The sequence below is a fragment of the Microbacterium sp. SCN 69-37 genome (assembly GCF_001724435.1).
Taxonomy (GTDB): Bacteria; Actinomycetota; Actinomycetes; order Actinomycetales; family Microbacteriaceae; genus Microbacterium; species Microbacterium laevaniformans.
The window spans coordinates 31,250-52,264 of sequence record NZ_MEEL01000018.1 but is presented as its reverse complement, the minus strand read 5'-3'; the positions used below and the strand labels follow the sequence as shown (position 1 = coordinate 52,264).

The 21,015-nt window shown below is 69.4% G+C and carries 24 protein-coding genes; 11 read left to right on the top strand and 13 right to left on the bottom strand.

Features of this window, described 5'->3' with window-relative positions:
• Nucleotides 1-145: 145 nt before the first annotated feature.
• Nucleotides 146-370, top strand: a complete 225-nt coding sequence (locus ABS64_RS03240; RefSeq protein ID WP_036283262.1) for a DUF3107 domain-containing protein — start codon at nt 146-148, stop codon at nt 368-370.
• Nucleotides 371-386: 16 nt separating this feature from the next.
• Entirely contained in the window at nt 387-677 is a 291-nt protein-coding gene (locus tag ABS64_RS03235) for a hypothetical protein (protein WP_005053648.1), read from the top strand.
• A 30-nt stretch (nt 678-707) separates the two neighbouring features.
• Here ABS64_RS03235 and ABS64_RS03230 read toward each other — a convergent pair whose 3' ends face one another.
• Nucleotides 708-1,424, bottom strand: a complete 717-nt coding sequence (locus tag ABS64_RS03230) for a ferritin-like fold-containing protein (RefSeq protein WP_005053650.1) — start codon at nt 1,422-1,424, stop codon at nt 708-710.
• 161 nt (nt 1,425-1,585) lie between these two features.
• On the opposite strand from ABS64_RS03230, the gene ABS64_RS03225 reads away from it, so the two are divergent.
• Complete coding sequence (locus tag ABS64_RS03225) at nt 1,586-3,109, top strand: DEAD/DEAH box helicase (protein ID WP_292680801.1); 1,524 nt, start codon at nt 1,586-1,588, stop codon at nt 3,107-3,109.
• 194 nt (nt 3,110-3,303) lie between these two features.
• Here the strand turns inward: ABS64_RS03225 and ABS64_RS03220 are convergent, their stop codons facing one another.
• Nucleotides 3,304-4,185, bottom strand: a complete 882-nt coding sequence (locus ABS64_RS03220; protein WP_292680798.1) for a PHP domain-containing protein — start codon at nt 4,183-4,185, stop codon at nt 3,304-3,306.
• Between the two features lie 91 nt (nt 4,186-4,276).
• Between ABS64_RS03220 and ABS64_RS03215 the strand changes: the two genes are divergently transcribed.
• A complete protein-coding gene (locus ABS64_RS03215; protein ID WP_292680795.1) occupies nt 4,277-5,308 on the top strand; it encodes an endonuclease/exonuclease/phosphatase family protein in 1,032 nt (343 codons plus the stop codon).
• A gap of 55 nt (nt 5,309-5,363) precedes the next feature.
• The gene (locus tag ABS64_RS03210) at nt 5,364-6,794 is read left to right on the top strand and encodes an aminopeptidase P family protein (RefSeq protein ID WP_036288520.1); all 1,431 of its coding nucleotides are present in this window, start codon (nt 5,364-5,366) and stop codon (nt 6,792-6,794) included.
• Nucleotides 6,795-6,800: 6 nt separating this feature from the next.
• Here ABS64_RS03210 and ABS64_RS03205 read toward each other — a convergent pair whose 3' ends face one another.
• Both ABS64_RS03205 and ABS64_RS03200 read right to left on the bottom strand, forming a co-directional pair.
• Nucleotides 6,801-7,454, bottom strand: coding sequence for an alpha/beta family hydrolase (locus ABS64_RS03205; RefSeq protein WP_036288522.1), 654 nt, complete (start codon nt 7,452-7,454; stop codon nt 6,801-6,803).
• On the bottom strand, nt 7,454-8,125 hold the full coding sequence (locus ABS64_RS03200; protein WP_036288554.1) for a general stress protein: 672 nt from the start codon (nt 8,123-8,125) through the stop codon (nt 7,454-7,456). Before ABS64_RS03200 ends, ABS64_RS03205 begins: the two co-directional genes overlap by 1 nt.
• Nucleotides 8,126-8,223: 98 nt before the next feature.
• Here ABS64_RS03200 and ABS64_RS03195 point away from each other — a divergent pair, with 98 nt between their 5' ends.
• The 3 genes from ABS64_RS03195 to ABS64_RS03185 are packed head-to-tail and all read left to right on the top strand — an operon-like array spanning nt 8,224 to nt 11,239.
• Nucleotides 8,224-9,513 (top strand): CBS domain-containing protein, encoded by a 1,290-nt coding sequence (locus ABS64_RS03195; RefSeq protein WP_036283619.1) that lies wholly within the window; start codon nt 8,224-8,226, stop codon nt 9,511-9,513.
• Nucleotides 9,513-10,052, top strand: coding sequence for a DUF1003 domain-containing protein (locus ABS64_RS03190; RefSeq protein ID WP_288120662.1), 540 nt, complete (start codon nt 9,513-9,515; stop codon nt 10,050-10,052). The genes ABS64_RS03195 and ABS64_RS03190 overlap by 1 nt, the downstream gene beginning before the upstream one ends.
• Nucleotides 10,049-11,239 carry a P-loop NTPase gene (locus ABS64_RS03185; RefSeq protein WP_005053669.1) on the top strand — a complete coding sequence of 397 codons (1,191 nt, stop codon included), beginning with the start codon at nt 10,049-10,051 and terminating at the stop codon, nt 11,237-11,239. The genes ABS64_RS03190 and ABS64_RS03185 overlap by 4 nt, the downstream gene beginning before the upstream one ends.
• Before the next feature lie 10 nt (nt 11,240-11,249).
• Here the strand turns inward: ABS64_RS03185 and ABS64_RS03180 are convergent, their stop codons facing one another.
• The gene (locus ABS64_RS03180; protein WP_288120664.1) at nt 11,250-11,627 is read right to left on the bottom strand and encodes a Sec-independent protein translocase TatB; all 378 of its coding nucleotides are present in this window, start codon (nt 11,625-11,627) and stop codon (nt 11,250-11,252) included.
• A gap of 74 nt (nt 11,628-11,701) precedes the next feature.
• Between ABS64_RS03180 and ABS64_RS03175 the strand changes: the two genes are divergently transcribed.
• Entirely contained in the window at nt 11,702-12,343 is a 642-nt protein-coding gene (locus tag ABS64_RS03175) for a class I SAM-dependent methyltransferase (RefSeq protein ID WP_016464725.1), read from the top strand.
• Between the two features lie 85 nt (nt 12,344-12,428).
• On the opposite strand, the gene ABS64_RS03170 is transcribed toward ABS64_RS03175, so the two are convergent.
• The 3 genes from ABS64_RS03170 to dapE form a co-directional block, all read right to left on the bottom strand.
• Nucleotides 12,429-12,602, bottom strand: coding sequence for a DUF3117 domain-containing protein (locus tag ABS64_RS03170; RefSeq protein ID WP_005053677.1), 174 nt, complete (start codon nt 12,600-12,602; stop codon nt 12,429-12,431).
• A gap of 88 nt (nt 12,603-12,690) precedes the next feature.
• A complete protein-coding gene (locus ABS64_RS03165) occupies nt 12,691-13,935 on the bottom strand; it encodes a hypothetical protein (RefSeq protein ID WP_288120667.1) in 1,245 nt (414 codons plus the stop codon).
• On the bottom strand, nt 13,917-14,993 hold the full coding sequence (dapE, locus tag ABS64_RS03160) for a succinyl-diaminopimelate desuccinylase (protein ID WP_036284910.1): 1,077 nt from the start codon (nt 14,991-14,993) through the stop codon (nt 13,917-13,919). The genes ABS64_RS03165 and dapE overlap by 19 nt, the downstream gene beginning before the upstream one ends.
• A 44-nt stretch (nt 14,994-15,037) precedes the next feature.
• Between dapE and dapD the strand changes: the two genes are divergently transcribed.
• Both dapD and ppk2 read left to right on the top strand, forming a co-directional pair.
• Nucleotides 15,038-15,991, top strand: coding sequence for a 2,3,4,5-tetrahydropyridine-2,6-dicarboxylate N-succinyltransferase (gene dapD, locus ABS64_RS03155; protein ID WP_292680780.1), 954 nt, complete (start codon nt 15,038-15,040; stop codon nt 15,989-15,991).
• A 46-nt stretch (nt 15,992-16,037) separates the two neighbouring features.
• The gene (ppk2, locus tag ABS64_RS03150) at nt 16,038-16,823 is read left to right on the top strand and encodes a polyphosphate kinase 2 (RefSeq protein ID WP_005053685.1); all 786 of its coding nucleotides are present in this window, start codon (nt 16,038-16,040) and stop codon (nt 16,821-16,823) included.
• Nucleotides 16,824-16,937: 114 nt separating this feature from the next.
• Here the strand turns inward: ppk2 and ddaH are convergent, their stop codons facing one another.
• The 5 genes from ddaH to ABS64_RS03125 form a co-directional block, all read right to left on the bottom strand.
• On the bottom strand, nt 16,938-17,699 hold the full coding sequence (gene ddaH, locus ABS64_RS03145) for a dimethylargininase (protein WP_036284915.1): 762 nt from the start codon (nt 17,697-17,699) through the stop codon (nt 16,938-16,940).
• A 62-nt stretch (nt 17,700-17,761) separates the two neighbouring features.
• Nucleotides 17,762-19,057 (bottom strand): citrate synthase, encoded by a 1,296-nt coding sequence (locus tag ABS64_RS03140; protein ID WP_005053689.1) that lies wholly within the window; start codon nt 19,055-19,057, stop codon nt 17,762-17,764.
• A 98-nt stretch (nt 19,058-19,155) separates the two neighbouring features.
• Complete coding sequence (gene dapC, locus ABS64_RS03135) at nt 19,156-20,265, bottom strand: succinyldiaminopimelate transaminase (protein WP_036284917.1); 1,110 nt, start codon at nt 20,263-20,265, stop codon at nt 19,156-19,158.
• On the bottom strand, nt 20,265-20,585 hold the full coding sequence (gene fdxA, locus ABS64_RS03130) for a ferredoxin (protein ID WP_005053693.1): 321 nt from the start codon (nt 20,583-20,585) through the stop codon (nt 20,265-20,267). The genes dapC and fdxA overlap by 1 nt, the downstream gene beginning before the upstream one ends.
• A 9-nt stretch (nt 20,586-20,594) precedes the next feature.
• The gene (locus ABS64_RS03125) at nt 20,595-21,011 is read right to left on the bottom strand and encodes a hypothetical protein (RefSeq protein WP_036284919.1); all 417 of its coding nucleotides are present in this window, start codon (nt 21,009-21,011) and stop codon (nt 20,595-20,597) included.
• Nucleotides 21,012-21,015: the final 4 nt, after the last annotated feature.

The window sequence follows — 21,015 nt, the reverse complement described above, 5'->3', positions numbered from 1 at the left end:
AGCGTTCGCGCACAGCGAGCGGCGCAGCGCCTCCGGCGCGATCCCGCTCCCGATCCGGTGTCGTAGAGTCGAGGTGCGGCCGGCTTACCGGTCCGCTCCGCACGCCGACGGCGGCGGGGTCATGAACAGAAGTGAGGCAGTCACCGTGGAGATCCGCATCGGCATCGCGAACACCGCTCGAGAGCTCAGCTTCGAGTCGGCCCAGTCGGCGGATGCCGTGACGAGCACGATCCAGAAGGCTCTCGAGGCCTCGGAGTCCTTCGTCACCTTCACCGACGTCAAGGGCAACACCTACATCGTCCCGACGACCGGCATCACGTTCATCGAGGTCGGCACGGAGGAGTCCCGCCGCGTCGGCTTCGTCGCCTGAGCGCCGGAGGACGACCGTGGACATCCTCCTCGCCTTCATCTTCGGCGGCGCCTACGGCGCAGTGATGCACTATCTGATGCCCGGACGCACCGCGCGCGGTAGCGCCGTGGCACCGGTGCTCGGTGCTGTCCTGGGTGGCCTGGTCTGGATGACCCTCACCTGGGCCGGTCAGACGACACTCGACCCGTGGCTGTGGATCCTCTCGATCGCCGTCCCCGCGATCGCCGTACCCGCGGTTCTGGCCGTCCTCACGCGCGCGCGTGCGAACCACGATGCGCGAGAGCGGCTACGACTGAAGATCTCCTGAGCTCGCTGCTGCGCCGCGCGCGGCTGACCGTCAGGCGTCCAGGCCCATCGCCGACATGCGGCGTGAATGGGCGCCGAGCAGGTCGGTGAACACCGGCTCGACCTTGCGCTCCTCCGCGGCATCCAGGGTCTGAGGACGAAGGGCGGCGCGCGCGATGAGGAGCGTGTCGCCCACGAGGCGACGACCCCACAGCGCGAGCAGCGACTTCCACTGCTCGTCGGCGGCGATCGCGTCGGTGATGATGTCGACGAGGGCTTGCCGGTCGTCGTCGCCGCGCAGGATGTCCGCGACCCGGCGCCCGGTCACGCCGTAGCTGGAAGACAGCGCGAGGTAGAAGTCGTCGAGCATGCCCGCCGTGATGTGCACCGAGAGCATCGTCTCGAGCGAGCGTGCACCGTGCGTCGACCGACGAAACGCGTCGAGGGGCTCACGGAAGGGCAGCATGAGGTCGAGGGGATCGTCGCCGCGTTCGCGGATCAGCGCGAGGATCGCGCGGTGCTTGTGCAGCGCCGCCCCGGCCGCCACCGAGATCGACTCCTTCTGCGTCAGCTCGGGGGTCGGTGCGATCAGCTCGCTGAGCGTCTCGAAGTAGCCGAGCTGCAGGTACGCAGCTTGCCCGAGGAAGGTGTCGATGTCGGGAGCCAGCTCTTCGAAGTCGACGCGCCGAACGTCGCCGAAGTCGCCGCGAGAGCGCACGCGCAGCGTACGTGCGACGGTGCGATCGCGCTGCCAGGGCCAGGTCACCACGCCCCCAGCCTAGATGCGACCCGCCGCTTCCGAGGTAGTCACGACACCCTCCGGTAGGCTGGTCAGGTCTCGGCGATGGATCGAGACCCCCGCGCCTGCGGATGAGTAGAAGGCGTGGACTTCCTCACCGGCGGCTTCTCACCGCCAGACAGGCACGTACTGTGACGACATTCGCTGAACTCGGAATCGATCCCGACATCGTGGAGGCCCTCGCCTCCAAGGGCATCGTGGACGCCTTCCCCATTCAGGAGCAGACGATTCCTCTGGGGCTGCCCGGCCAGGACATCATCGGTCAGGCCAAGACGGGCACGGGCAAGACCTTCGGTTTCGGCATTCCCGTGGTCCAGCGTCTCGGCCTCGACCCAGCACCCGGGGTGAAGGCGCTCATCGTCGTGCCCACCCGTGAGCTGGCCGTCCAGGTCTACGAAGACATGGACATGCTCACCCAGAACCGCTCGACGAGCGTGGTCGCCATCTACGGCGGCAAGGCGTACGAAGGTCAGATCGACCAGCTGAAGGCCGGCGCGCAGATCGTCGTCGGCACCCCCGGTCGCCTCATCGACCTCAACAACCAGCGCCTGCTCGATCTGAGCGGCGCGGTGGAGGTCGTGCTCGATGAGGCCGACAAGATGCTCGATCTCGGCTTCCTCGCCGACATCGAGAAGATCTTCCAGAAGGTCGCGCCGGTGCGTCACACCCAGCTGTTCTCCGCGACGATGCCCGGCCCGATCGTCGCTCTCGCGCGCCGGTTCATGAGCAACCCGATCCACATCCGGGCGACCGATCCCGACGAGGGTCTGACGCAGGCCAACATCAAGCACCTCGTCTACCGGGCGCATTCGCTCGACAAGGATGAGGTGATCGCCCGCATCCTGCAGGCAGAGGGTCGCGGCAAGACGGTCGTCTTCACCCGCACCAAGCGCGCCGCTCAGAAGCTGGTGGACGAGCTGAACGACCGCGGGTTCAACGCGGGCGCGGTGCACGGCGACATGAGCCAGGAGGCGCGCGAGCGGTCGATGGCCGCGTTCAAGGCCGGCAAGAAGGACGTGCTCATCGCGACGGACGTCGCGGCGCGCGGAATCGACGTCGACGATGTGACCCACGTCATCAACCACACGATCCCGGACGACGAGAAGACCTACCTGCACCGCGCCGGGCGCACCGGCCGTGCCGGCAAGACGGGTATCGCCGTCACGTTCGTCGACTGGGACGACCTGCACAAGTGGGCGCTCATCAACCGCGCCCTCGAGTTCGGGCAGCCCGAACCCGTCGAGACGTACTCCTCCAGCCCGCACCTGTTCACCGACCTGGACATCCCGGCGGGCACCAAGGGCCGCATCGCCAAGGCGCCCAAGACGGAGTCGGTGCGCACGCAGCGCCCGGCACCCGAGCGGGCGGTGGATGCCGCGGCCGACGGGACCGCGGAGGCCGGCACGCGTCGTCGCCGTCGCCGTCGCTCCGGATCGTCAGCGGTCGGATCGACGTTCGCCGAGGGTGCATCGGCGGGCGCCGATGCCGAGACGGCGCACACCGGCGATGCTGCCGCTGCCGCCGAGGGCGCAGGAACCCACGACGGCGCCGGCAAGGAGCACCGCGACGGCAACGCCGCGCCCGCGCGTCGCCGCCGTCGTCGCCGCGGCTCGGGCGGCGGCGCACCCGCCGCTCCCCCTGTCGCGGGAGCCTGACCTTACGCGCTGATCGCATCGCCTCGGGCACCGCGACGGACGCTCACGCCGCACGAACTCCGCAGAATCGCACGTCCTCCGCATTCACATCGGCGATCCGATGCGGAGTTCGTCACCATCTGCGGAGTTCGCGCGTCCCGGCCCGGCGCCGCCACCACAGCCGCTCGAGCGGGGTGGAATGCCGCATCGCGCCGTCAGGCGAAGACGGGGGCGCTGCCCGTCGCCCTCCCGACGATGCGCTGCACCATCTCGTCGGCGGTCGTGAACTCGCCCGGCTGGTTCGGCTTTCCCAACCCGTGATAGTCGCTGGAGCCGGTCACGATGAGATCCCTCTCCGCCGCGAGCGCGCGCAGCGCCCCGAGAGCCGGCTCGCGATTCTCCCGATGACCGAGTTCAAATCCCGCGAGCCCGGCGTCGAGCATGCGACCCAGGAGCTGGGCGGGGAGCAGGCCACCGCGGCCGGCCGGATGAGCGATGATCGGCACACCTCCGGCATCCACGACAGCGGACACCGCGGTCACCGGATCCGGCGCATACAGGTCGACGTAGTAGTCACTGCCGGGGTGCAGGATGCCGGCGAATGCCTCCCCCCGATCGCGGACGTAGCCGCGCGCGATGAGCGCGTCGGCCAGGTGCGGGCGCCCCACGGTCGCCCCCACCGTCGTCTGGGCGAGAATGTCGTCCCAGGTGAGGTCGTAGTCACGGCCGATCCGCTCCGCCATCGTTTGGGCGCGGGTCAGACGCGAGTGGCGTATCCGGTCGGTGAGTGCGCGCAGCACCGCATGCTCCGGGTCGAACAGGTAGGCGAGCACATGGACGCTGCGCCACTCATGACGAGCCGACAGCTCCATCCCCGGAATCAACGTCATCCCGAGCGACGCCGCCGCCTCTGCCGCCTCTGACCAGCCCGACGTGGTGTCGTGGTCGGTCAGCGCCGCGGTGTGCAGACCCACGGCGTGAGCGGCGACCATCACCCGCGCCGGAGTCTCGGTACCGTCCGACTGGTCGGAGTGCAGGTGCAGGTCGCTGGGCCCGCGAAACCGCGGCACCCTCTCCTGACCCGACGACACGACCATCCCCCGAGCGTACCGCCGGCTCGTGCGGGGCTCCCGCCTGCGGCATTCACGGTCCGGGAACTCCCAGGAGCACTGGCGTAGAGTCCCCCACGTGCTGCGCCTGCTCGGAATCCTCGTGACGGTGGCCGCCGCGATCGCCACGGCGGTCGTCACGTGGCCACAGTTCTTCCGCCTCGAGCAGACATTCCCGTTCGCCCAGATCGTGTCCCTGCGCCCTGTCGTCGTCCTGGTGCTCGGGGCTCTCTTCGTGCTCGGTCTGCTTCTCGCCCTCGCCCGCCCGCTCCGCGCGTTCGCGGGCGCGATCGCCGTCATCGCCCTGCTCGGTGCCCTCGCGAACGGCGGCGTCCTCCTCGTGCGCGGGGTGGGGACCGGAAGCCTGCCGCCGGCGACGGATTCCAGCATCCGCGTGATGACCTGGAACACCGCCGGCGCCGCCACCGATGCCGACCTCATCGCCCGAACCGCTGTGGCGATGAAGGCCGACGTCGTCGCTCTACCGGAGACGACCATCGAGACCGGTGAAGCCGTGGCGATCGCGATGCGCGAGATGGGCGCACCGATGTGGGCGCATCACGAGAACTACGGTGAGCGTCCTGGATATCCGGACTGGGCCGCGAACTCGACGACCCTGCTCATCTCCCCCACCCTCGGCGACTACGCCGTCGTGGCGTCCACCTCCGACGGCGCGACCAACACCTCGGCCGTCCCCAGCGTCGTCGCGATGCCCATCGACGGCAGCGGACCCACGATCGTCGCCGTCCACGCGGTCGCGCCGCGTCAGGACCGCATGTCGGACTGGCGCAGCGACCTGACCTGGATCGCCAATCAGTGCGCGAGCGATGACGTGATCATGGCCGGAGACTTCAACGCCACGGTCGACAACATGGCCCGTCTCGGCGTCGACGGCGGCGACCTGGGCCGATGCACGGATGCCGCGGCACGCACCGGTTCCGGCGCGGTGGGAACGTGGTCCACGTCGCTGCCCCCACTGATCGGCACCCCGATCGATCACATCATGGCGACGGCGAACTGGAAGCCGACCGGATCGGTCGTGCTCGGCTCGCTGGATGGGAGTGGCAGCGACCACCGTCCGCTCGTCGTGCAGTACGAGGCCGAAGGGTAGACCCCGGGGCCGCCGGCCGCCCTCCGACGAAGGGAGGAGGTGCGAGACTTGTCCCATGAGCACGAGCGAGAGCGACACGATCGCCACGACCGACACCGCCGGCGCACCCGTTGAGAACGCCAACCGCAAGCAGCCGTTCCCGCGCGGCTTCCTCGACGCCATCTCGACCGGCTGGGCCGAACGGCCCGAACTCACACCCTCGCCGCGACCGCAGGTCCCGTACACGGCGGCGCGGCGTGCGGCCGTCTCGGCAGCCTTCCCCGGGCAGCGCCTCGTGCTGCCGGCAGGAACATACAAGCAGCGATCCAACGACACCGACTACCCGTTCCGCGCGCACTCGGCGTTCGCCCACCTCACCGGCTGGGCGAGCGACAGCGTGCCCGACTCGGTCCTCGTCTTCGATCCGCGTGAGAGCGGCGACGGCCACGACGTGACGCTCTACCTGCGCGAGCGCGCCGACCGGACCACGGCCGAGTTCTACAGCGACGCGACCATCGGCGAGTTCTGGATCGGGCCGCGCCCGGCCCTGGCGGGCGTCGCCGGCGAGCTGGGACTGACCACCGCCCCGCTCGAAGACTTCGCGGCGACAGAGAGTGACCTCGTTCTGGACGAGGACCCGGAACTGACGCGCGTCGTCTCCGAGCTGCGGCTCGTCAAGGACGACTACGAGATCGCCCAGCTGCGCCTCGCCGTCGAGGTCACCGCTCGCGGCTTCGACGACATCGTCGCCGATCTCCCGCGGATCATCCAGACCCCGCGCGGCGAGCGTGCGGTGGAGGGCATCTTCCACCATCGCGCCCGTATCGAGGGCAACGGCGAGGGGTACGACACGATCGCGGCATCCGGTCCGCACGCCTGCTACCTGCACTGGACGCGCAACGACGGCGCCGTCCTTCCTGGCGACCTCATTCTCATCGACGCCGGCGCCGAGGTCGACAGCCTCTACACCGCCGATATCACCCGCACGATTCCGGTCAGCGGCACCTTCTCCCCCGTCCAGCGCATGATCTACGAGACCGTTCGGGAGGCGGCCGACGCCGCTTTCGCGGCGGCACGGCCCGGGGTGACGTTCCGTTCGGTTCACGAAGCGGCCATGCGTGTCATCGCGGAGCGCGTGGCCGCGTGGGGCCTGCTGCCGGTCACCGCAGAGGAAGCGCTCGATGCCGACAACGGCGGTCAGCACCGCCGCTACATGGTCCACGGCACGAGTCATCACCTGGGGCTCGACGTGCACGATTGCGCCCAGGCGCGCCGCGAGATGTACTACGACGGGATTCTGGAGCCGGGAATGGTCTTCACGATCGAGCCGGGGCTCTACTTCCAGATCGACGATCTGACCGTTCCGGAAGAGTTCCGCGGTATCGGCGTGCGCATCGAGGACGACATCCTCATGACTGCCGACGGCCCGGTGAACCTGTCTGCGGGCATTCCGCGCACCGCCGACGAGGTCGAGGCCTGGGTCGCGGGGCGTACCGTCACCAGCTGAGGGCGTTCAGAAGCGCTGACGGAGCCACGGGACGATCAGGTCCGCGAGCTCGGCACCGATCTGGTCGGCGGGTCGGCGGCGGCCCTTGACCTCGAAGGAGTGGGTGCCGCCGTCGATCCACACGGTGCTGGCGTCTCGGCATCCGCTGAGGGCCTGATCGTACTGCGCCCGAGGCTGGATGAACGGGTCGTTCGTGCCTTCGACGAACAGCTGGGCGACGGTGATCTGCGGAAGGTGGTCGGCGCGGAGCTTCTCCGGTGCGCCGGGCGGATGCAGCGGATACCCGAGGTACACCAGCGCCGCGGGCGCGATCGCTCCGTCGGCGGCAGCCATCGACGCCATGCGTCCGCCGTAGGACTTGCCCGCCGCGACGAACGGCACACCGGCAACCGCCTGGCGCGCTGCCGCCTCGACGGCGGCCCAGGTCGCGATCGCGTGCGAGGCGGGGCCCGGCATCTTCCGGCCCGCTTGCGCGTACGGGAACGCGAAGCGCATCACGCTCACGCCCTGGCGTGCGCAGGCTGCGGCCAAGCCGAGCAAGAACGGGTGGTCCATGCCGGCCCCCGCACCGTGAGCGAGCGCCATCACGGCCCACGGGTCGAGCGCCTTGTCCAGCGACGTCGAGACCTCGACGGCGCCTGTCGGCAGCGCGACCTCCATCACCGCTCCGGCGGCGTCGGTCCCTGTTCGCCGCCGTCTCCGACAGCGGCATCGTCCGTCGGAGGGGTCGCCGGTTCGGCCGGAGTGGTCGCGGGCGGTGCCAGGCGTTCGCCGTACTGCGGCGGATCGACGCGCTCACCGTACTGCGGAGGCGTGCTCGTGTCGGGCGTGGGTGCGGGGACCGGCGCCGCGGGTGGGCGGTGCGCGGCGGCAGGCGTCACCGTCTTGCCGACGACTTCGCGGGCGCGGTGGATGCTGCGCGGGAGAACCGTCACCTCGTAGCGGTCGGCCAGCACCTGCGTGATCGACGTGTAGTCGCGCCGGCGGCGGACGATCGAGTAGGTGATGATGCTCATCAGCATGCCCAGTGCGATACCCACCAGCATGACGCCGATGAAGAGCTGGATCGCCGCGTTCGGCGTACCCAGCACGAAGATGGCAGAGAAGAGCAGACCCAGAAGGATGCCGTTCACTGCTCCCGAGCGCGCGGCCGCCGCGTACCCGAGTCGCCCCGTGACGGTCTCCACGGAGCGCAGGCCATGGCCGACGATCGCGATGTCGCGGGCGGGGATATCCGCCTCCACGAGCTGAGACACCGCCTTCTGCGCCGCCGGGTACGTCGCGAAGTCGGCGATCTTCTCGCCGTGTTCCTGGGGTATTCCGCCCAACATGCTCACCCGACCATCTTGGCATGCGCACCCTGTGCATCCGCCGCGGCGCATCGTGCGTGTGGCCCCGGTTCCCCATGGGCGCGGACTACGCTGGTCAGGTGAGTACGCAGAGGGTTTTCGTGGCGCGCCTGGTGGGCTGCACCGTCTTCGACCCCGCGGGCGACCGGCTCGGCAAAGTCCGTGACGTGGTCGTCATCTACCGAAAAGACGACCCGCCGCGTGTGGTGGGCCTGGTCGTCGAGATCCCGGGGCGTCGCCACGTCTTCCTGTCGATCGGGCGCGTCACCTCGATCCAGTCCGGCCAGGTCATCACGACCGGACTCATCAACGTTCGACGCTTCCAGCAGCGCGGCGGCGAGGTGCGCGTCATGAGCGAGCTTCTCGGTCGTCGCGTGTACTTCACCGACGCGTCGGGACACGCCGTGATCGAGGACGTCGCGATCGAGCGCAACCGTCTCGGCGAGTGGGACATCGGTCAGCTCTTCCTCCGCAAGCCCAAGACGAGCGCCTCCCCGTTCGCGAAGGGACCGACGACGTTCGCGAGCTGGGGCGATGTGCGCGAACAGGCTGTACCCGGGCAGGCGCAGTCGGCCGAGCAGCTGGTGGCGACCTTCTCCGAGCTCAAGCCGGCCGACCTCGCCAACACCCTGCTCGACCTGCCCGACGAACGCCTCCTCGAAGTCGCGGAGGAGCTCTCCGACGACCGTCTCGCCGACGCACTGGAGGAGATGCCCGAAGACGACCAGGTGCATATCCTCGAAGCCCTCGGCGATGAGCGCGCCGCCGACATCCTCGATCAGATGGAGCCCGACGACGCCGCCGACGTTCTGGCGCAGTTGCCGGAGGAGCAGCGTGAAGAGCTCCTCGAGCTGATGGAGCCCGAGGAGGCGGAAGACGTCCGTGCTCTCCTCAAGTACGGCCCCGACACCGCGGGCGGTCTGATGACGAGCGAGCCGATCGTCCTGTCGGCCGACGCGACCGTCGCCGAAGCGCTCGCGCTGATCCGCCGCCACGAGCTGCACCCCGCCCTGGCCGCGGCGGTCTTCGTGACGCTCCCCCCGTATGAGACTCCGACGGGGCGACTGCTGGGCACCGTGCACTTCCAAAGGATGCTGCGATATCCACCGCACGAGCGACTCGGCGCGATCATCGATGACACGCTCGACCCGGTGCCCGTCACGGCATCCGCCGCCGAAGTGGCACGCCTGCTCGCGAGCTACAACCTCGTCTCCCTCCCCGTCGTCGACGCGGCGCACCGCCTCGTCGGAGCGGTCAGCGTCGACGACGTGCTGGACTACCTGCTGCCCGAGGACTGGCGCTCTCACGACGGCGACGATGATGCGCTGACCACCCCCGCGACCACCGCGACGCTCCCGAGGAGGCTCTGATGGCGAAGGACCGCCGCACCTTCTCGCTGGACGCGCCGCGCGGGCGCGCGGGCATGCTCAGCCGCAGCCCGCAGCCATCTCGCGACCGGTTCGGCCGCTTCTCCGAAGCCTTCGCCCGCGCGATGGGGACCTCCGGCTTCCTCATCGGCATGACCGTATTCGTTGCGGTGTGGCTCTGGTGGAACACCGCAATGCCGCGCGAGATGCAGTTCGACGCGGCGGAGAACAACTTCACGCTGCTGACCCTGATCCTCTCGCTGCAGGCTTCGTACGCCGCGCCGCTGATCCTTCTCGCCCAGAACCGGCAGGACGACCGCGACCGCGTGCAGATCGAGCAGGATCGTCAGCGCGCAGAGCGCAACCTCGCCGACACCGAATACCTCGCCCGCGAGGTCGTCGCGCTGCGCATGGCGATGACGGACGTCTCCGAACACGTCGTCACCCGCGACGTGCTGCGCCAGGAGTTGAAGGCTCTGCTCGAGTCATTGGAGGACTCCCGGGACCGTGACCACCGCGGCGAAAAGGCCGACCAGCCGTGACGTCTGCTCTCGCAGGCGCCGGCGACGCCACCGGTGCCGAGGGTGATGCGCGGACGGATGCCGTCCGGCGGGCCGTCGGCGCGGTCATCGACCCGGAGCTTCGCCGTCCGCTCGCCGAACTCGACATGATCCGCAGCGTCGGTGTGAGCGGCGCGCGCGCCCGTGTGGAGATCGCCCTGACGATCGTGGGATGTCCCGCCGCCGACCGCATTGAGCGGGACGTGCGCGCGGCGGCATCCACCGCGCCGGGCATCTCCGATGTCGAAGTCGTCGTCGGGGTGATGTCGCCGCCAGAGCGCCAGGCGCTGACCGCTCGGCTGCGCGGAGGCCGTGCCGCGCGGACCATGCCGTTCGGTCCCGATGCCCTGACGCGCGTCATCGCGGTCACGAGCGGCAAGGGCGGTGTCGGCAAGTCCAGCATCACCGCGAACCTCGCCGTCGCCCTGGCCCAGCGTGGGCTCGCCGTCGGGCTGATCGACGCCGACGTGCACGGCTTCTCGATCCCTGGACTGCTCGGTCTCGTGGATGCCGAGGGCCGCCCACCCGCACCCACCCGCATCGACGACCTCATGCTGCCGCCCGTCGCGTTCGGGGTGAAGGCGATCTCGATCGGGATGTTCCTCCCGCGAGACCAGCCCGTCTCCGCGGCCGTGGCTTGGCGCGGCCCGATGCTGCACCGCACGGTGCAGCAGTTTCTGACCGATGTATTCTTCGGCGACCTCGACGTGCTCCTCATCGACATGCCCCCCGGAACGGGCGACGTGGCGATCTCCGTTGGGCAGCTCCTGCCGCACGCCGACGTGCTCGTCGTCACGACACCGCAGACCGCGGCATCCGACGTCGCCGTGCGCAGCGGGCTCGTGGCGGCGCAGACCGGTCAGCGGGTGATCGGCGTCGTCGAGAACATGGGGGCGATGACGCTTCCCGACGGCAGCACCCTGGATCTATTCGGGGCCGGTGGTGGTGACGCGGTGGCGGCGTCCCTGTCCTCGGCAGATCATGTCGTTCCGCTGCTCGCCTCCGTTCCGCTCAGCGTCGATCTGCGGCGCGGCGGCGACGAGGGAGCTCCGGTGGTCGTTTCACGACCCGAGGATGCCGCCGCACGGGCGATCGCCGCGCTGGCCGAGCGGATCGCGGCGACACCCCGCGGCCTTGCCGGCAGGTCGCTGCCGGTCACGCCGCGCTGACGCTCCGCGCTTAGGTGGCCTCGTCGTCGAACGGGACCACACCGTCCGGATCGAACGTCGACAGCGGCGACGCCGTGGCTGTGGCGGCGATCGCTGTTCCGACCGCTGCGGCACGAACCGTGGGAACCGGCGCGTCATCGAGGAGGGCGTCGCGGATGATGCGACGCGGGTCGTACTGACGCGGGTCGAGGCGACGCCACTCCACGTCGTCGAAATCGTCGCCGAGCTCCTCCTTCACGCGCGTCTTCGCACCACTCAGCCACTCGCGTGCGCGCACCGTGAACTTCGCCAGGGTCTCCGCGTACTGCGGGAGGCGCTCGGGTCCGACCAGGAGGGCGGCCACGATCAGGAGCAGGACGAGCTTGTCCGGGTCGAGGCCGAAGAACATGCCTCCAGGTTACCCGTGCGCCTGTCGGATACGACGCCGACCGCCCCGTACGCTGGGCAGTGGAGGAACAACACATGGCCGATCAGGACGCGATCCGCAGGTATGTCGACGACGTCACCGTCGAACCCGAGGCGATCGAGCGTGCCCGCGCGCATGCGCTCGAACTCGGCGCGGCCCCGATCAGCCCGGCGGTGGGAGCCCAGATCGCGGTGATCGCCGCAGCGACGGCGGCCTTGAACGTCGTGGAGATCGGCACGGGTGCGGGGGTGTCCGGCCTCTGGCTGCTGCACGGCGCACCCCGCGCGACTCTCACCACCATCGACAAGGAGCCCGAGCACCTGGCTGCGGCGCGCACGGCATTCGCCGACGCGAAAGTACTGCCCGCTCGCGCCCGTTTCATCACGGGCCTCGCCAGCGACGTGCTGCCCCGGATGAACGAGGCGTCTTACGACATCGTCCTCGTGGATGCCGATCCGGAGAGCGTCATCGACCACGTCGAACACGGCCTGCGCCTCGTGCGCGCCGGCGGAACCGTGCTCATTCCTCGGGTGCTCGCCGGCGGCGCGATCGCCGACCCGGTGCGGCGCGATCCCGTGACGACGGCTTTTCGCACGCTGATCAAGGAGACCCAGGCCTCGCCGGCGGTGCTCGGTGCGCTCTCCATCGTGGGCGAGGGTCTCCTGCAGCTGACGACCGTCGCCTCCGAACTGCGCTGATCCTCCGCGGGGAGGGCCCATCGGCGCACCCCGGACACGGAAAAGGGTCGGTCCGAAGACCGACCCTTTTCACCGTGGGAGATCGTCAGGCTGCGCCGACCACGTCGCCGAGCACGCCGTGAAGTTCCTTGGCCTCTTCGTCATTGACCGAGACGACGAGTCGTCCGCCGCCCTCGAGGGGGACACGGACGATGATGAGGCGCCCCTCCTTCACGGCCTCCATCGGTCCGTCACCGGTTCGCGGCTTCATGGCTGCCATCGCGGGCTCCTTTTCGTCGTCGGACTACCTGTCAAGTTTATCGGTATGCCGAGACACCGGCCGCACGCGGCGTGCCGGAGGGTCGCGATCAGGGGATCTGGGTGTACGAGTTCCCGATCGCCAGCATCTGGTAGATCCACCACCATTGGCCGATGAGTCCGACCAGGAGCGCCCCCCACCGCCAGAGGGGATGCCGCGGGGCGGCGATGGCTCCGTAGAGAGGCGCGAGAGGCAGGAGCAGGCGGAAGATGCTCGACTGCGGAAAGAACACCACCAGCAGGTACAGCACGTAGCTCGCCGACCAGAGCCGCATCTCGGACCCGAGCCGGCGCACGTGCGGCTCGAATGCGATCACCGCGGCGATCGCCACGACGGCCGCCGCGAGTGCGAGGTATGCGACGATCTCGAGGAGCCCCCAGAGGCGGAACCAGAGCGCAGCTCCCTGCACGAACCCGTCGAAGGGCACGAAAGCGCCCTCGCCGATCCACCCGCGCCGCCACGACAGCTCGGTCTCCATGTACGCCGCCGGATCGCCCGTCACGGCGCCGGCGATCACCTGCCACGAGAAGCCCACCGCCACCGCGAGAACGCCGAGCGCGACGATGTGCACCACCTGCACGGTCGGCAGCGGGTCGCGGCGTCGGCGCAGCCACCGCACGACACCGTAGGCGCCGAGCAGGAGCGCAAATGCGAGCACGCCGGGTCTCGTGTACCCCATGACGACGATCAACGGGTACAGCCACACGAACCGGCGCCGCACGAGAAGCCACAGGGCCAGGAACAGCCACAGCAGGAAGAGCGACTCCGCGTAGCCCATCTGGAACAGCGCTGCGAGAGGGGATGCCGCCAGCAGCGCGACCGCCCACAGCGCCGTGTCCGCCGTGAGCTTCTCACGGAGGAGGTGAAAGAAGACGAGGCAGGCCCCGTACCCGGCGACGAGGGCGAGGACAACGGCGGCGAGGGGGTAGTTTCCCGCGAACACGACCGACAGAGCCCGCGTGAGCGCCGGATAGACGGGCATGAAGGCCCACGCGTTCTGCGTGACCGCTCCGGTCGCATCGACGGGAAGGTGTGCGGGGTAGCCCGCGCTGCCGACGACCCAGTACCACTGCGCGTCCCAGCCCATCGAGAGGGTTCCGATCGTGGCGTCTGCGCCGAAACGCGACGTCGGGCCGGACAGTTCGGCCGCGATGAGCAGGAACGCCGTGGTGATCAGGCGGGCCGCGAGGTAGACGACGGCGACCGCAACGGCGGGGCGCAGGACGAGGAGCCGTCCGAGCGGCCCGGTCCCTCCCCGCGGCGCCGCCTCGGCGGTCAGCGCCCGTTCAGCCATGCCCGCAGGCTCCGCTCGACGTCCTCGATCTGGCCGAACGGCACCCGCTCTTCGTCGTGGTGGGCCAAGATCGGGTCGCCGGGTCCGTAGTTGACCGCGGGTACCCCCAGAGCGGAGAACCGCGCGACGTCCGTCCAGCCGTATTTCGGGCGCGCCTCAGCACCCACGGCGGCGAGGAACTCCTGTGCGAGCGGTGCGTCCAGTCCCGGACGTGCGCCCGCCGCGGCATCCACGATCTCGACGTCGAACCCGTCCAGAACGCGGCGCACGTGAGCCTCGGCGTCGGCGACGCTGCGGCTGGGCGCGAAACGGAAGTTGACCTCCACCTCGCACAGGTCGGGGATGACGTTGCCCGCGACGCCGCCCGAGATGCGCACGGCGTTCAGTCCTTCGCGGTAGACGAGCCCGTCGACGTCGATCTCGCGCGGGCGATACTCGGCCAGGCGTGCCAGGATCGGCGCCGCACCGTGGATGGCGTTCTCCCCCATCCACGAGCGGGCGCTGTGGGCGCGGACCCCACGGGTGCGGGCGACGGCGCGCAGGGTGCCGTTGCATCCGCCCTCCACCTGCCCGTTGGAGGGCTCCCCCAGAATCGCGAAGTCGGCGGCGAACAGGTCGGGGCGCGTGCGCGCCAGACGCGTGAGACCGTTGAGGTCCGACGCGACCTCCTCGTTGTCGTACCAGAGCCAGGTGATGTCGACGCGGGGATCGACGAGTTCGGCGGCGAGCTTCAGCTGCACCGCCGTGCCCCCCTTCATGTCCACGGTCCCGCGACCCCAGAGGTAGTGCTCGCCGTCGATCTCGATGTCGCGCGTGGGCAGGTTCGCGTTGATCGGCACGGTGTCGATGTGCCCCGCGATCGCCACGCGCTGCGCGCGCCCGAGGTGGGTGCGCGCGACGATCGTGTCGCCGTCGCGATAGACGTCGAGGTGATCCAGCGGCGAGATCGCAGCGAAGATCGCGTCGGCGAGGGTCGCCTCGTCGCCCGACACGCTGGGAATGTCGCAGATCGCTCGGGTCAGGTCGACGGAGGAGGCGGTGAGGTCGAGCACGGGCATGGGGCGAGTCTATCGAGGGGTCCGGCTTCGATAGCCTGGAGGGCATGAGCGAACAGCGGACGGTATGGGGCATCGGCCTCGCGACGACGAGCGAGAACGGCACGATCCTGGACACCTGGTTCCCGGAGGTCCACGCCGGCACCGGCGACGACGCCGACACGGCGTCCGCCACGGCGGCATGGGCCGAGTATGCGGGACCCGACGCGCGTCGCGCGGTGCGTGTCGAGATCGTCACGGTCTCGATCGACCTCGACGCCGCACCGGCGTCCACTCCCGACGCCTATCTCCGTCTGCACGCGCTGTCTCACCGGGTCGTCCGCCCCAACGACGTGAACCTCGACGGCATCTTCGCGCACCTTCCCATCGTCGCGTGGACCACGGCGGGCGCGATGCACCCCGACGACGCCGAACGCCTCCGCCCGGCACTGCAGCGCGCCGGCATCCAGGTGCACAGCCTCGACACGTTTCCCCGCCTGCTCGACTTCGTGACCCCTCCGGGCGTGCGCATCGCCGACGCCTCGCGGGTGCGGCTGGGCGCCTACCTCTCCCCCGGCACGACAGTCATGCACGAGGGCTTCGTGAACTTCAACGCCGGCACGCTGGGCTCCTCGATGGTCGAAGGGCGCATCTCCCAGGGCGTCGTCGTCGGCGACGGCTCGGACATCGGCGGCGGCGCGTCGATCATGGGCACGCTGTCGGGTGGCGGCACGCACCGCGTATCGATCGGCGCCCGCACGCTCCTCGGCGCGAACGCGGGCATCGGCATCTCGCTCGGCGACGACTGCATCGTCGAGGCCGGACTCTATGTCACCGCCGGATCCAAGATCGTGCTCCCCAACGAACCCCCGCTGCACGATGGATCGCGCCCGATCGTCAAGGGCGCTCAGCTGTCGGGCCAGAACAGCCTGCTCTTCCGCCGCAACTCGCTCACGGGTGCGGTCGAGGCCGTCCGCCGCGAGGGCGTCGGGGTGACGCTGAACGAGGCTCTGCACGCCTGAGGACGCCGGCGGCGGGGACGGATAGCATCTGGTCATGAGCGACCGGATGCCGAAGGCGACGTATGAACGCGAACTGAAACGACTGCAGGCGCAGCTGGTCGACATGCAGGCGTGGGTGCAGAGCACCGGAGCACGCATCGTGGTGATCTTCGAAGGACGCGACGCCGCCGGCAAAGGATCGACGATCAGCCGGGTCTCGCAGTACCTCAATCCTCGGGTCACGCGCGTCGTGGCGCTTCCGACGCCGACCGAGCGTGAGAAGAGCGAGTGGTACTTTCAGCGCTACATTGCCCACCTCCCCGCGGCCGGCGAGATCGTGCTGATGGACCGGTCCTGGTACAACCGCGCCGGTGTCGAGCACGTGATGGGGTACTGCACGAACGCGGAGTACCACCGGTTTCTGCACCAGGTGCCGATCTTCGAGCGGATGCTGGTGGAAGACGGCATCCTGCTGAAGAAGTACTGGTTCAGCGTCTCGGACGTCGAACAGGAGAAGCGATTCCGCTCCCGCAACGACGACCCGATGAGACGCTGGAAGCTCTCCCCCAACGATGTCCTGTCGATCACCAAGTGGGAGGACTATTCGCGCGCGAAGGACACCATGTTCGTGCACACCGACATCCCGGAGTCGCCGTGGTTCGAGGTCGACAACGAGGACAAGCGTCGCGGCCGCATCAACATGATCCATCACCTGCTCTCGCAGATCCCCTACGAGGAGGTCGAGCGCGCGCCGATCGCGATCCCGGCTCGCCCGGCATCCGGCGGATACGAACGCCCTCCGCGCGAGCTGCAGAACTACGTCCCCGACTACGCCGCGACGCTCATCGGCTGATCACGCGCACAGAATCGGAGATCGGCGACAGAATCGGATGCCGCGCCCCGCGCGATCCGATTCTGTTGCGCAGATCCGAAGCCACTGCGACGGCCCGAGAGCCGGACGCGCCGCTCAGTCGCGGATACGCACCGACAGGCACGTGACGCAGCCCTCGAGCTTCTCGAACTCGGTGATGGGCGTCGCAACGACCCGCAGTCCACGCGCCTCGTAGCGGGCCGCGGTCTCGGGAGCATCGGAGGACATCAGCACCTCGTCGGGGCCGAGGACGACGACAGCCGTACCGTGCTCCTCGGGCACGGCTTCGAACGTCGCGAAGGCGGCCGGGTCGTCGACCAGGGGCTCGAAGCCGACCACGGTCCCGTCGGGCAGCGCGGTCACGCCGCTCTTGAGGTGGAGGACCCGTTCGACGGGAACGGCGACGATCTGCCATCCCCGCGGCGCCAGCAGCGCCGTCAGCTGCGCGATGCCGTCGGCGTTGGTGCGCGAAGATGCACCGACGTACACGGTCGAGCCGATCTTCAGGACGTCACCGCCGTCGAGGGTGCCGGGCGCGACGATCTCCGCCGTCTCCAGTCCGGTGGCGGCCACGGCATCGCGCACCGTGGGGGCTTCGCTGCGCCGTGACTCGGCGCCGGCGCGGCAGAGGACGATGAGATCACCGAAGACGACGACGGCATCCTCGACGAACACCCCGTCGGGCTGCTCATCGGCCGGGTCGATCTCGATGACTTCCCATCCGCGCGAGCGGAAGACGTCGACGTACGCCTCCCATTGGCGCTGCGCCAACGCGGGGTCGACCGAGGTCCGCCCGATATGCGTCACCTCGCCGTCGGCGAGGCGCGGAGACGGACGACGAACGAGCAGACGCGACATGGCTCGACCCTAGCGGATCGCCCGGTGCACGCTTCGCACGTGGCGCGCGGATGCCGCGTCGGTCAGACAGCCCCGGGATAGTTGCGTTCGCCCGCGCCCACGTAGAGCTGCTGGGGACGCCCGATCTTCGTCTGCGGGTCGTACTGCATCTCACGCCAGTGGGCCAGCCAGCCGGGCAGGCGCCCGATCGCGAACAGCGGCGTGAACATGCGCGTGGGAAAGCCCATCGCCTTGTAGATGACCCCCGTGTAGAAGTCGACATTGGGGTAGAGGCGACGCTCCTTGAAGTAGTCGTCCTCGAGGGCGACCTGCTCCAGCTCCTGGGCGAGATCCAGCAGCGGATCGTGAACGCCCAGCTCGGCGAGGATCTCGTCGGCGGACTCCTTGACGAGCTTCGCGCGCGGGTCGTAGTTCTTGTAGACGCGGTGACCGAAGCCCATCAGCTTGACCCCGTCCTCCTTGTTCTTCACGCGCTCGACGAAGCGCTGGACGCTTTCGCCGGAGTCCTGAATGCGCGCGAGCATGTCGAGCACGGCTTCGTTCGCGCCACCGTGCAACGGGCCGTAGAGAGCGTTGATGCCCGCGGAGATCGAGGAGAACTGGTTGGCGCCGGTCGATCCGACCAAACGCACCGTCGAGGTCGACGCGTTCTGCTCGTGGTCCTCGTGCAGGATCAGCAGACGCTCGAGCGCCCGGGAGGTCACCGGGTTCACCTGGTACGTCTCCGCGAGGTTGCCGAAGTTCAGCCGCAGGAAGTTGTCGACGAAGCTCAGTGAGTTGTCCGGGTAGAGGAACGCCTGACCGATGCTCTTCTTGTGGGCGTACGCCGCGATGACCGGCAGCTTCGCCAGCAAGCGGATGGTGTTGAGCTCGACGTGCTCGGGATTGTTGGGGTCGGACTGGCCCTCGTAGTAGGTGGACAGCGCCGCCGTCGCCGCCGATAGCACCGACATCGGGTGGGCGGTGTGCGGGAGGGAGGAGAAGAAGCGCTTGAGGTCCTCGTGCAGCAGCGTGTGGTGACGGATCTTGTCGTCCCACTCCCCCAGCTCATCCGCCGTCGGAAGCTCGCCGTACAGCAGCAGCCAGGCGACCTCGAGGTACGTGCTGTTCTTCGCGAGCTGCTCGATCGGGTAGCCGCGATATCGCAGGATGCCCTGGTCGCCGTCGATGAACGTGATCGCCGACTTGGTGGCCGCCGTGTTCACGAAGCCATAGTCCAAGCTCGTGTAGCCGGTCTGCTTCGTGAAGGTCGAGAAGTCGACACTGGGTGCGCCGGCGGTGCCGGAGAGAATCGGCAGTTCGGCGGTGCGGTCACCGACGGTGACGGTGGCCTTCTGGGGGTGTCCCGCGTCGCTCACGAAGCCTCCTTGCGGTGGGTGGGGTCTTTTACAGCCTACTGGGCGCGCGCTCCAACGCAGATCGCACGCAAAGGAACAGCCAGTTCGTAGGAGGAAACCTACGACGTCGGCGCCAGCCGTTGCGCCGCTGCCCGGATCCGCTCGTCGGTCGCCGTCAGCGAGAAGCGGACGTGCTCGGGGAAATGTGCGCCGTAGAAGTGGCCCGGCCCGGCCAGGATGCCGAGATCGGCGAGGCGGTCCATGGTCTTCCATGCGTCGACGCCCTCGGTGGCCCAGAGATACAGGCCGCCCTCGGAATGATCGATGCGGAATCCCGCCGCCACGAGAGCCGGGCGGAGCACTTCCCGACGCGCGCGATAGCGCTCGCGCTGCGCGGCCACGTGGGTGTCGTCGGCCAGCGCAGCCGTCATCGCGCTCTGAACGGGCCCGGGGAGCATGAGACCGAGGTGTTTGCGTGCTGTCAGCAGCCGCGACACGAGGTCGGCGTCGCCGGCGAGGAAGGCGGCACGGTATCCGGCGAGATTGGACTGCTTGCTGAGCGAGTACACCGACAGCACGTCGCGTCGGTCTTGTCCGACGACGCGCGGATCGAGGATGCTGGGGATCGGAGCGTCTGCCCAGGGCCCGTCCCACCCGAGCTCCGCGTAGCACTCGTCACTGACGATGACGGCGCCCAGATCCCGCGCACGCGTGACGGCGGCACGCAACTCGTCGACGCCGAGCACACGTCCGTCCGGATTGCCGGGGGTGTTGAGCCACACCAGGCGCGTGCCCACGGGCCACTGTGCGGGATCGTCCGCGGCGAGGGGCGTCGCCCCCACCAGCTTCGCCCCGACCTCGTAGGTGGGGTACGCGGCGCGGGGGTGGACGACGATGTCGCCGGCGCCGAGGTCCATCAGCAACGGCAGAAGCGCGACGAGTTCCTTCGAGCCGACCGTCGGGAGGACCTCGTCGACGCTGAGGCCAGGCACGGCGCGCCGCCGGCCATACCAGGCCGTGATGGCGGAGCGCAGGGCCGCGGTGCCGACGGTCTGCGGATAGGCGTGCGCATCCGTGGCGTCACGCAACGCCGCCGCGACGACCTCCGGCGTGGGGTCGACGGGAGAACCGATGGAAAGATCCACGATGCCGCCCGGGTGCACGCGCGCCCGCGCGGCGAAGGGAGCGACGGCATCCCAGGGGTAATCGTCGAGGTCGCGGACGGCCATCAGTGCGTCTGTGGCGGGAGGGCCGAGATGACCGGGTGATCCTTGGCGATCACACCGACCTTGGCGGCACCGCCGGGCGAGCCGATGTCGTCGAAGAACTCGACGTTGGCCGTGTAGTAGTCCTGCCACTCGGCCGGCAGGTCGTCTTCGTAGTAGATCGCCTCGACGGGGCACACCGGCTCACACGCGCCGCAGTCCACGCACTCGTCCGGGTGGATGTAGAGCGAGCGCTCGCCCTCGTAGATGCAGTCGACGGGGCATTCGTCGATGCAGGCACGATCCTTCACATCCACGCAGGGCAACGCGATCACATATGTCACGTGTCGAGTCTAGTTCGTGCTCGCACCGTGGTCGTGAAAAGCCGACCCCGACGGGGTCGTTGCGCGGGGGGACAGGCGCGGCCAGGCCACGACGACGGCCACCATCACGGGCACGGCCACCGTCCAGATCACTCCCGTGGAGAGTTGGCCGTCGGCGGGCGCCGGAACCACGACCGATCCGCCCGGGCCGCGTCCGGACAGCACGAGCGTCGTCAGCATGACGCCCAGACCTGTTGCCAATGCCGCCCAGCGGTCACCGGTCAGCACCCGCACCGCCAGCAGCAGTGCGCCGGTGCCGATCACGGCGACGATGAGCCCCAGAGGCACCGGGCCCCACAGCGCGGACTGACCGATGGTCCCGGCGGCCCCGTAGAAGAGGCCGATCACCGCGGCGACGGCCCAGCTCCCGATCCGTGCGATTCTCACGCCG

Coding starts and splice junctions, on each gene's coding strand:
- ABS64_RS03220 (WP_292680798.1), bottom strand. CDS start 4,185: ATGGTCGTGTCGTCGGGTCAGGAGAGGGTGCCGCGGTTTCGCGGGCCC.
- dapC (WP_036284917.1), bottom strand. CDS start 20,265: ATGGCCGTCCGCGACCTCGACGATTACCCCTGGGATGCCGTCGCTCCC.
- ABS64_RS03200 (WP_036288554.1), bottom strand. CDS start 8,125: ATGTTGGGCGGAATACCCCAGGAACACGGCGAGAAGATCGCCGACTTC.
- ABS64_RS03190 (WP_288120662.1), top strand. CDS start 9,513: ATGGCGAAGGACCGCCGCACCTTCTCGCTGGACGCGCCGCGCGGGCGC.
- ppk2 (WP_005053685.1), top strand. CDS start 16,038: ATGCCGAAGGCGACGTATGAACGCGAACTGAAACGACTGCAGGCGCAG.
- ABS64_RS03175 (WP_016464725.1), top strand. CDS start 11,702: ATGGCCGATCAGGACGCGATCCGCAGGTATGTCGACGACGTCACCGTC.
- ABS64_RS03165 (WP_288120667.1), bottom strand. CDS start 13,935: ATGGCTGAACGGGCGCTGACCGCCGAGGCGGCGCCGCGGGGAGGGACC.
- ABS64_RS03170 (WP_005053677.1), bottom strand. CDS start 12,602: ATGGCAGCCATGAAGCCGCGAACCGGTGACGGACCGATGGAGGCCGTG.
- dapE (WP_036284910.1), bottom strand. CDS start 14,993: ATGCCCGTGCTCGACCTCACCGCCTCCTCCGTCGACCTGACCCGAGCG.
- ABS64_RS03180 (WP_288120664.1), bottom strand. CDS start 11,627: ATGTTCTTCGGCCTCGACCCGGACAAGCTCGTCCTGCTCCTGATCGTG.
- ddaH (WP_036284915.1), bottom strand. CDS start 17,699: ATGTCGCGTCTGCTCGTTCGTCGTCCGTCTCCGCGCCTCGCCGACGGC.
- ABS64_RS03205 (WP_036288522.1), bottom strand. CDS start 7,454: ATGGAGGTCGCGCTGCCGACAGGCGCCGTCGAGGTCTCGACGTCGCTG.
- ABS64_RS03210 (WP_036288520.1), top strand. CDS start 5,364: ATGAGCACGAGCGAGAGCGACACGATCGCCACGACCGACACCGCCGGC.
- dapD (WP_292680780.1), top strand. CDS start 15,038: ATGAGCGAACAGCGGACGGTATGGGGCATCGGCCTCGCGACGACGAGC.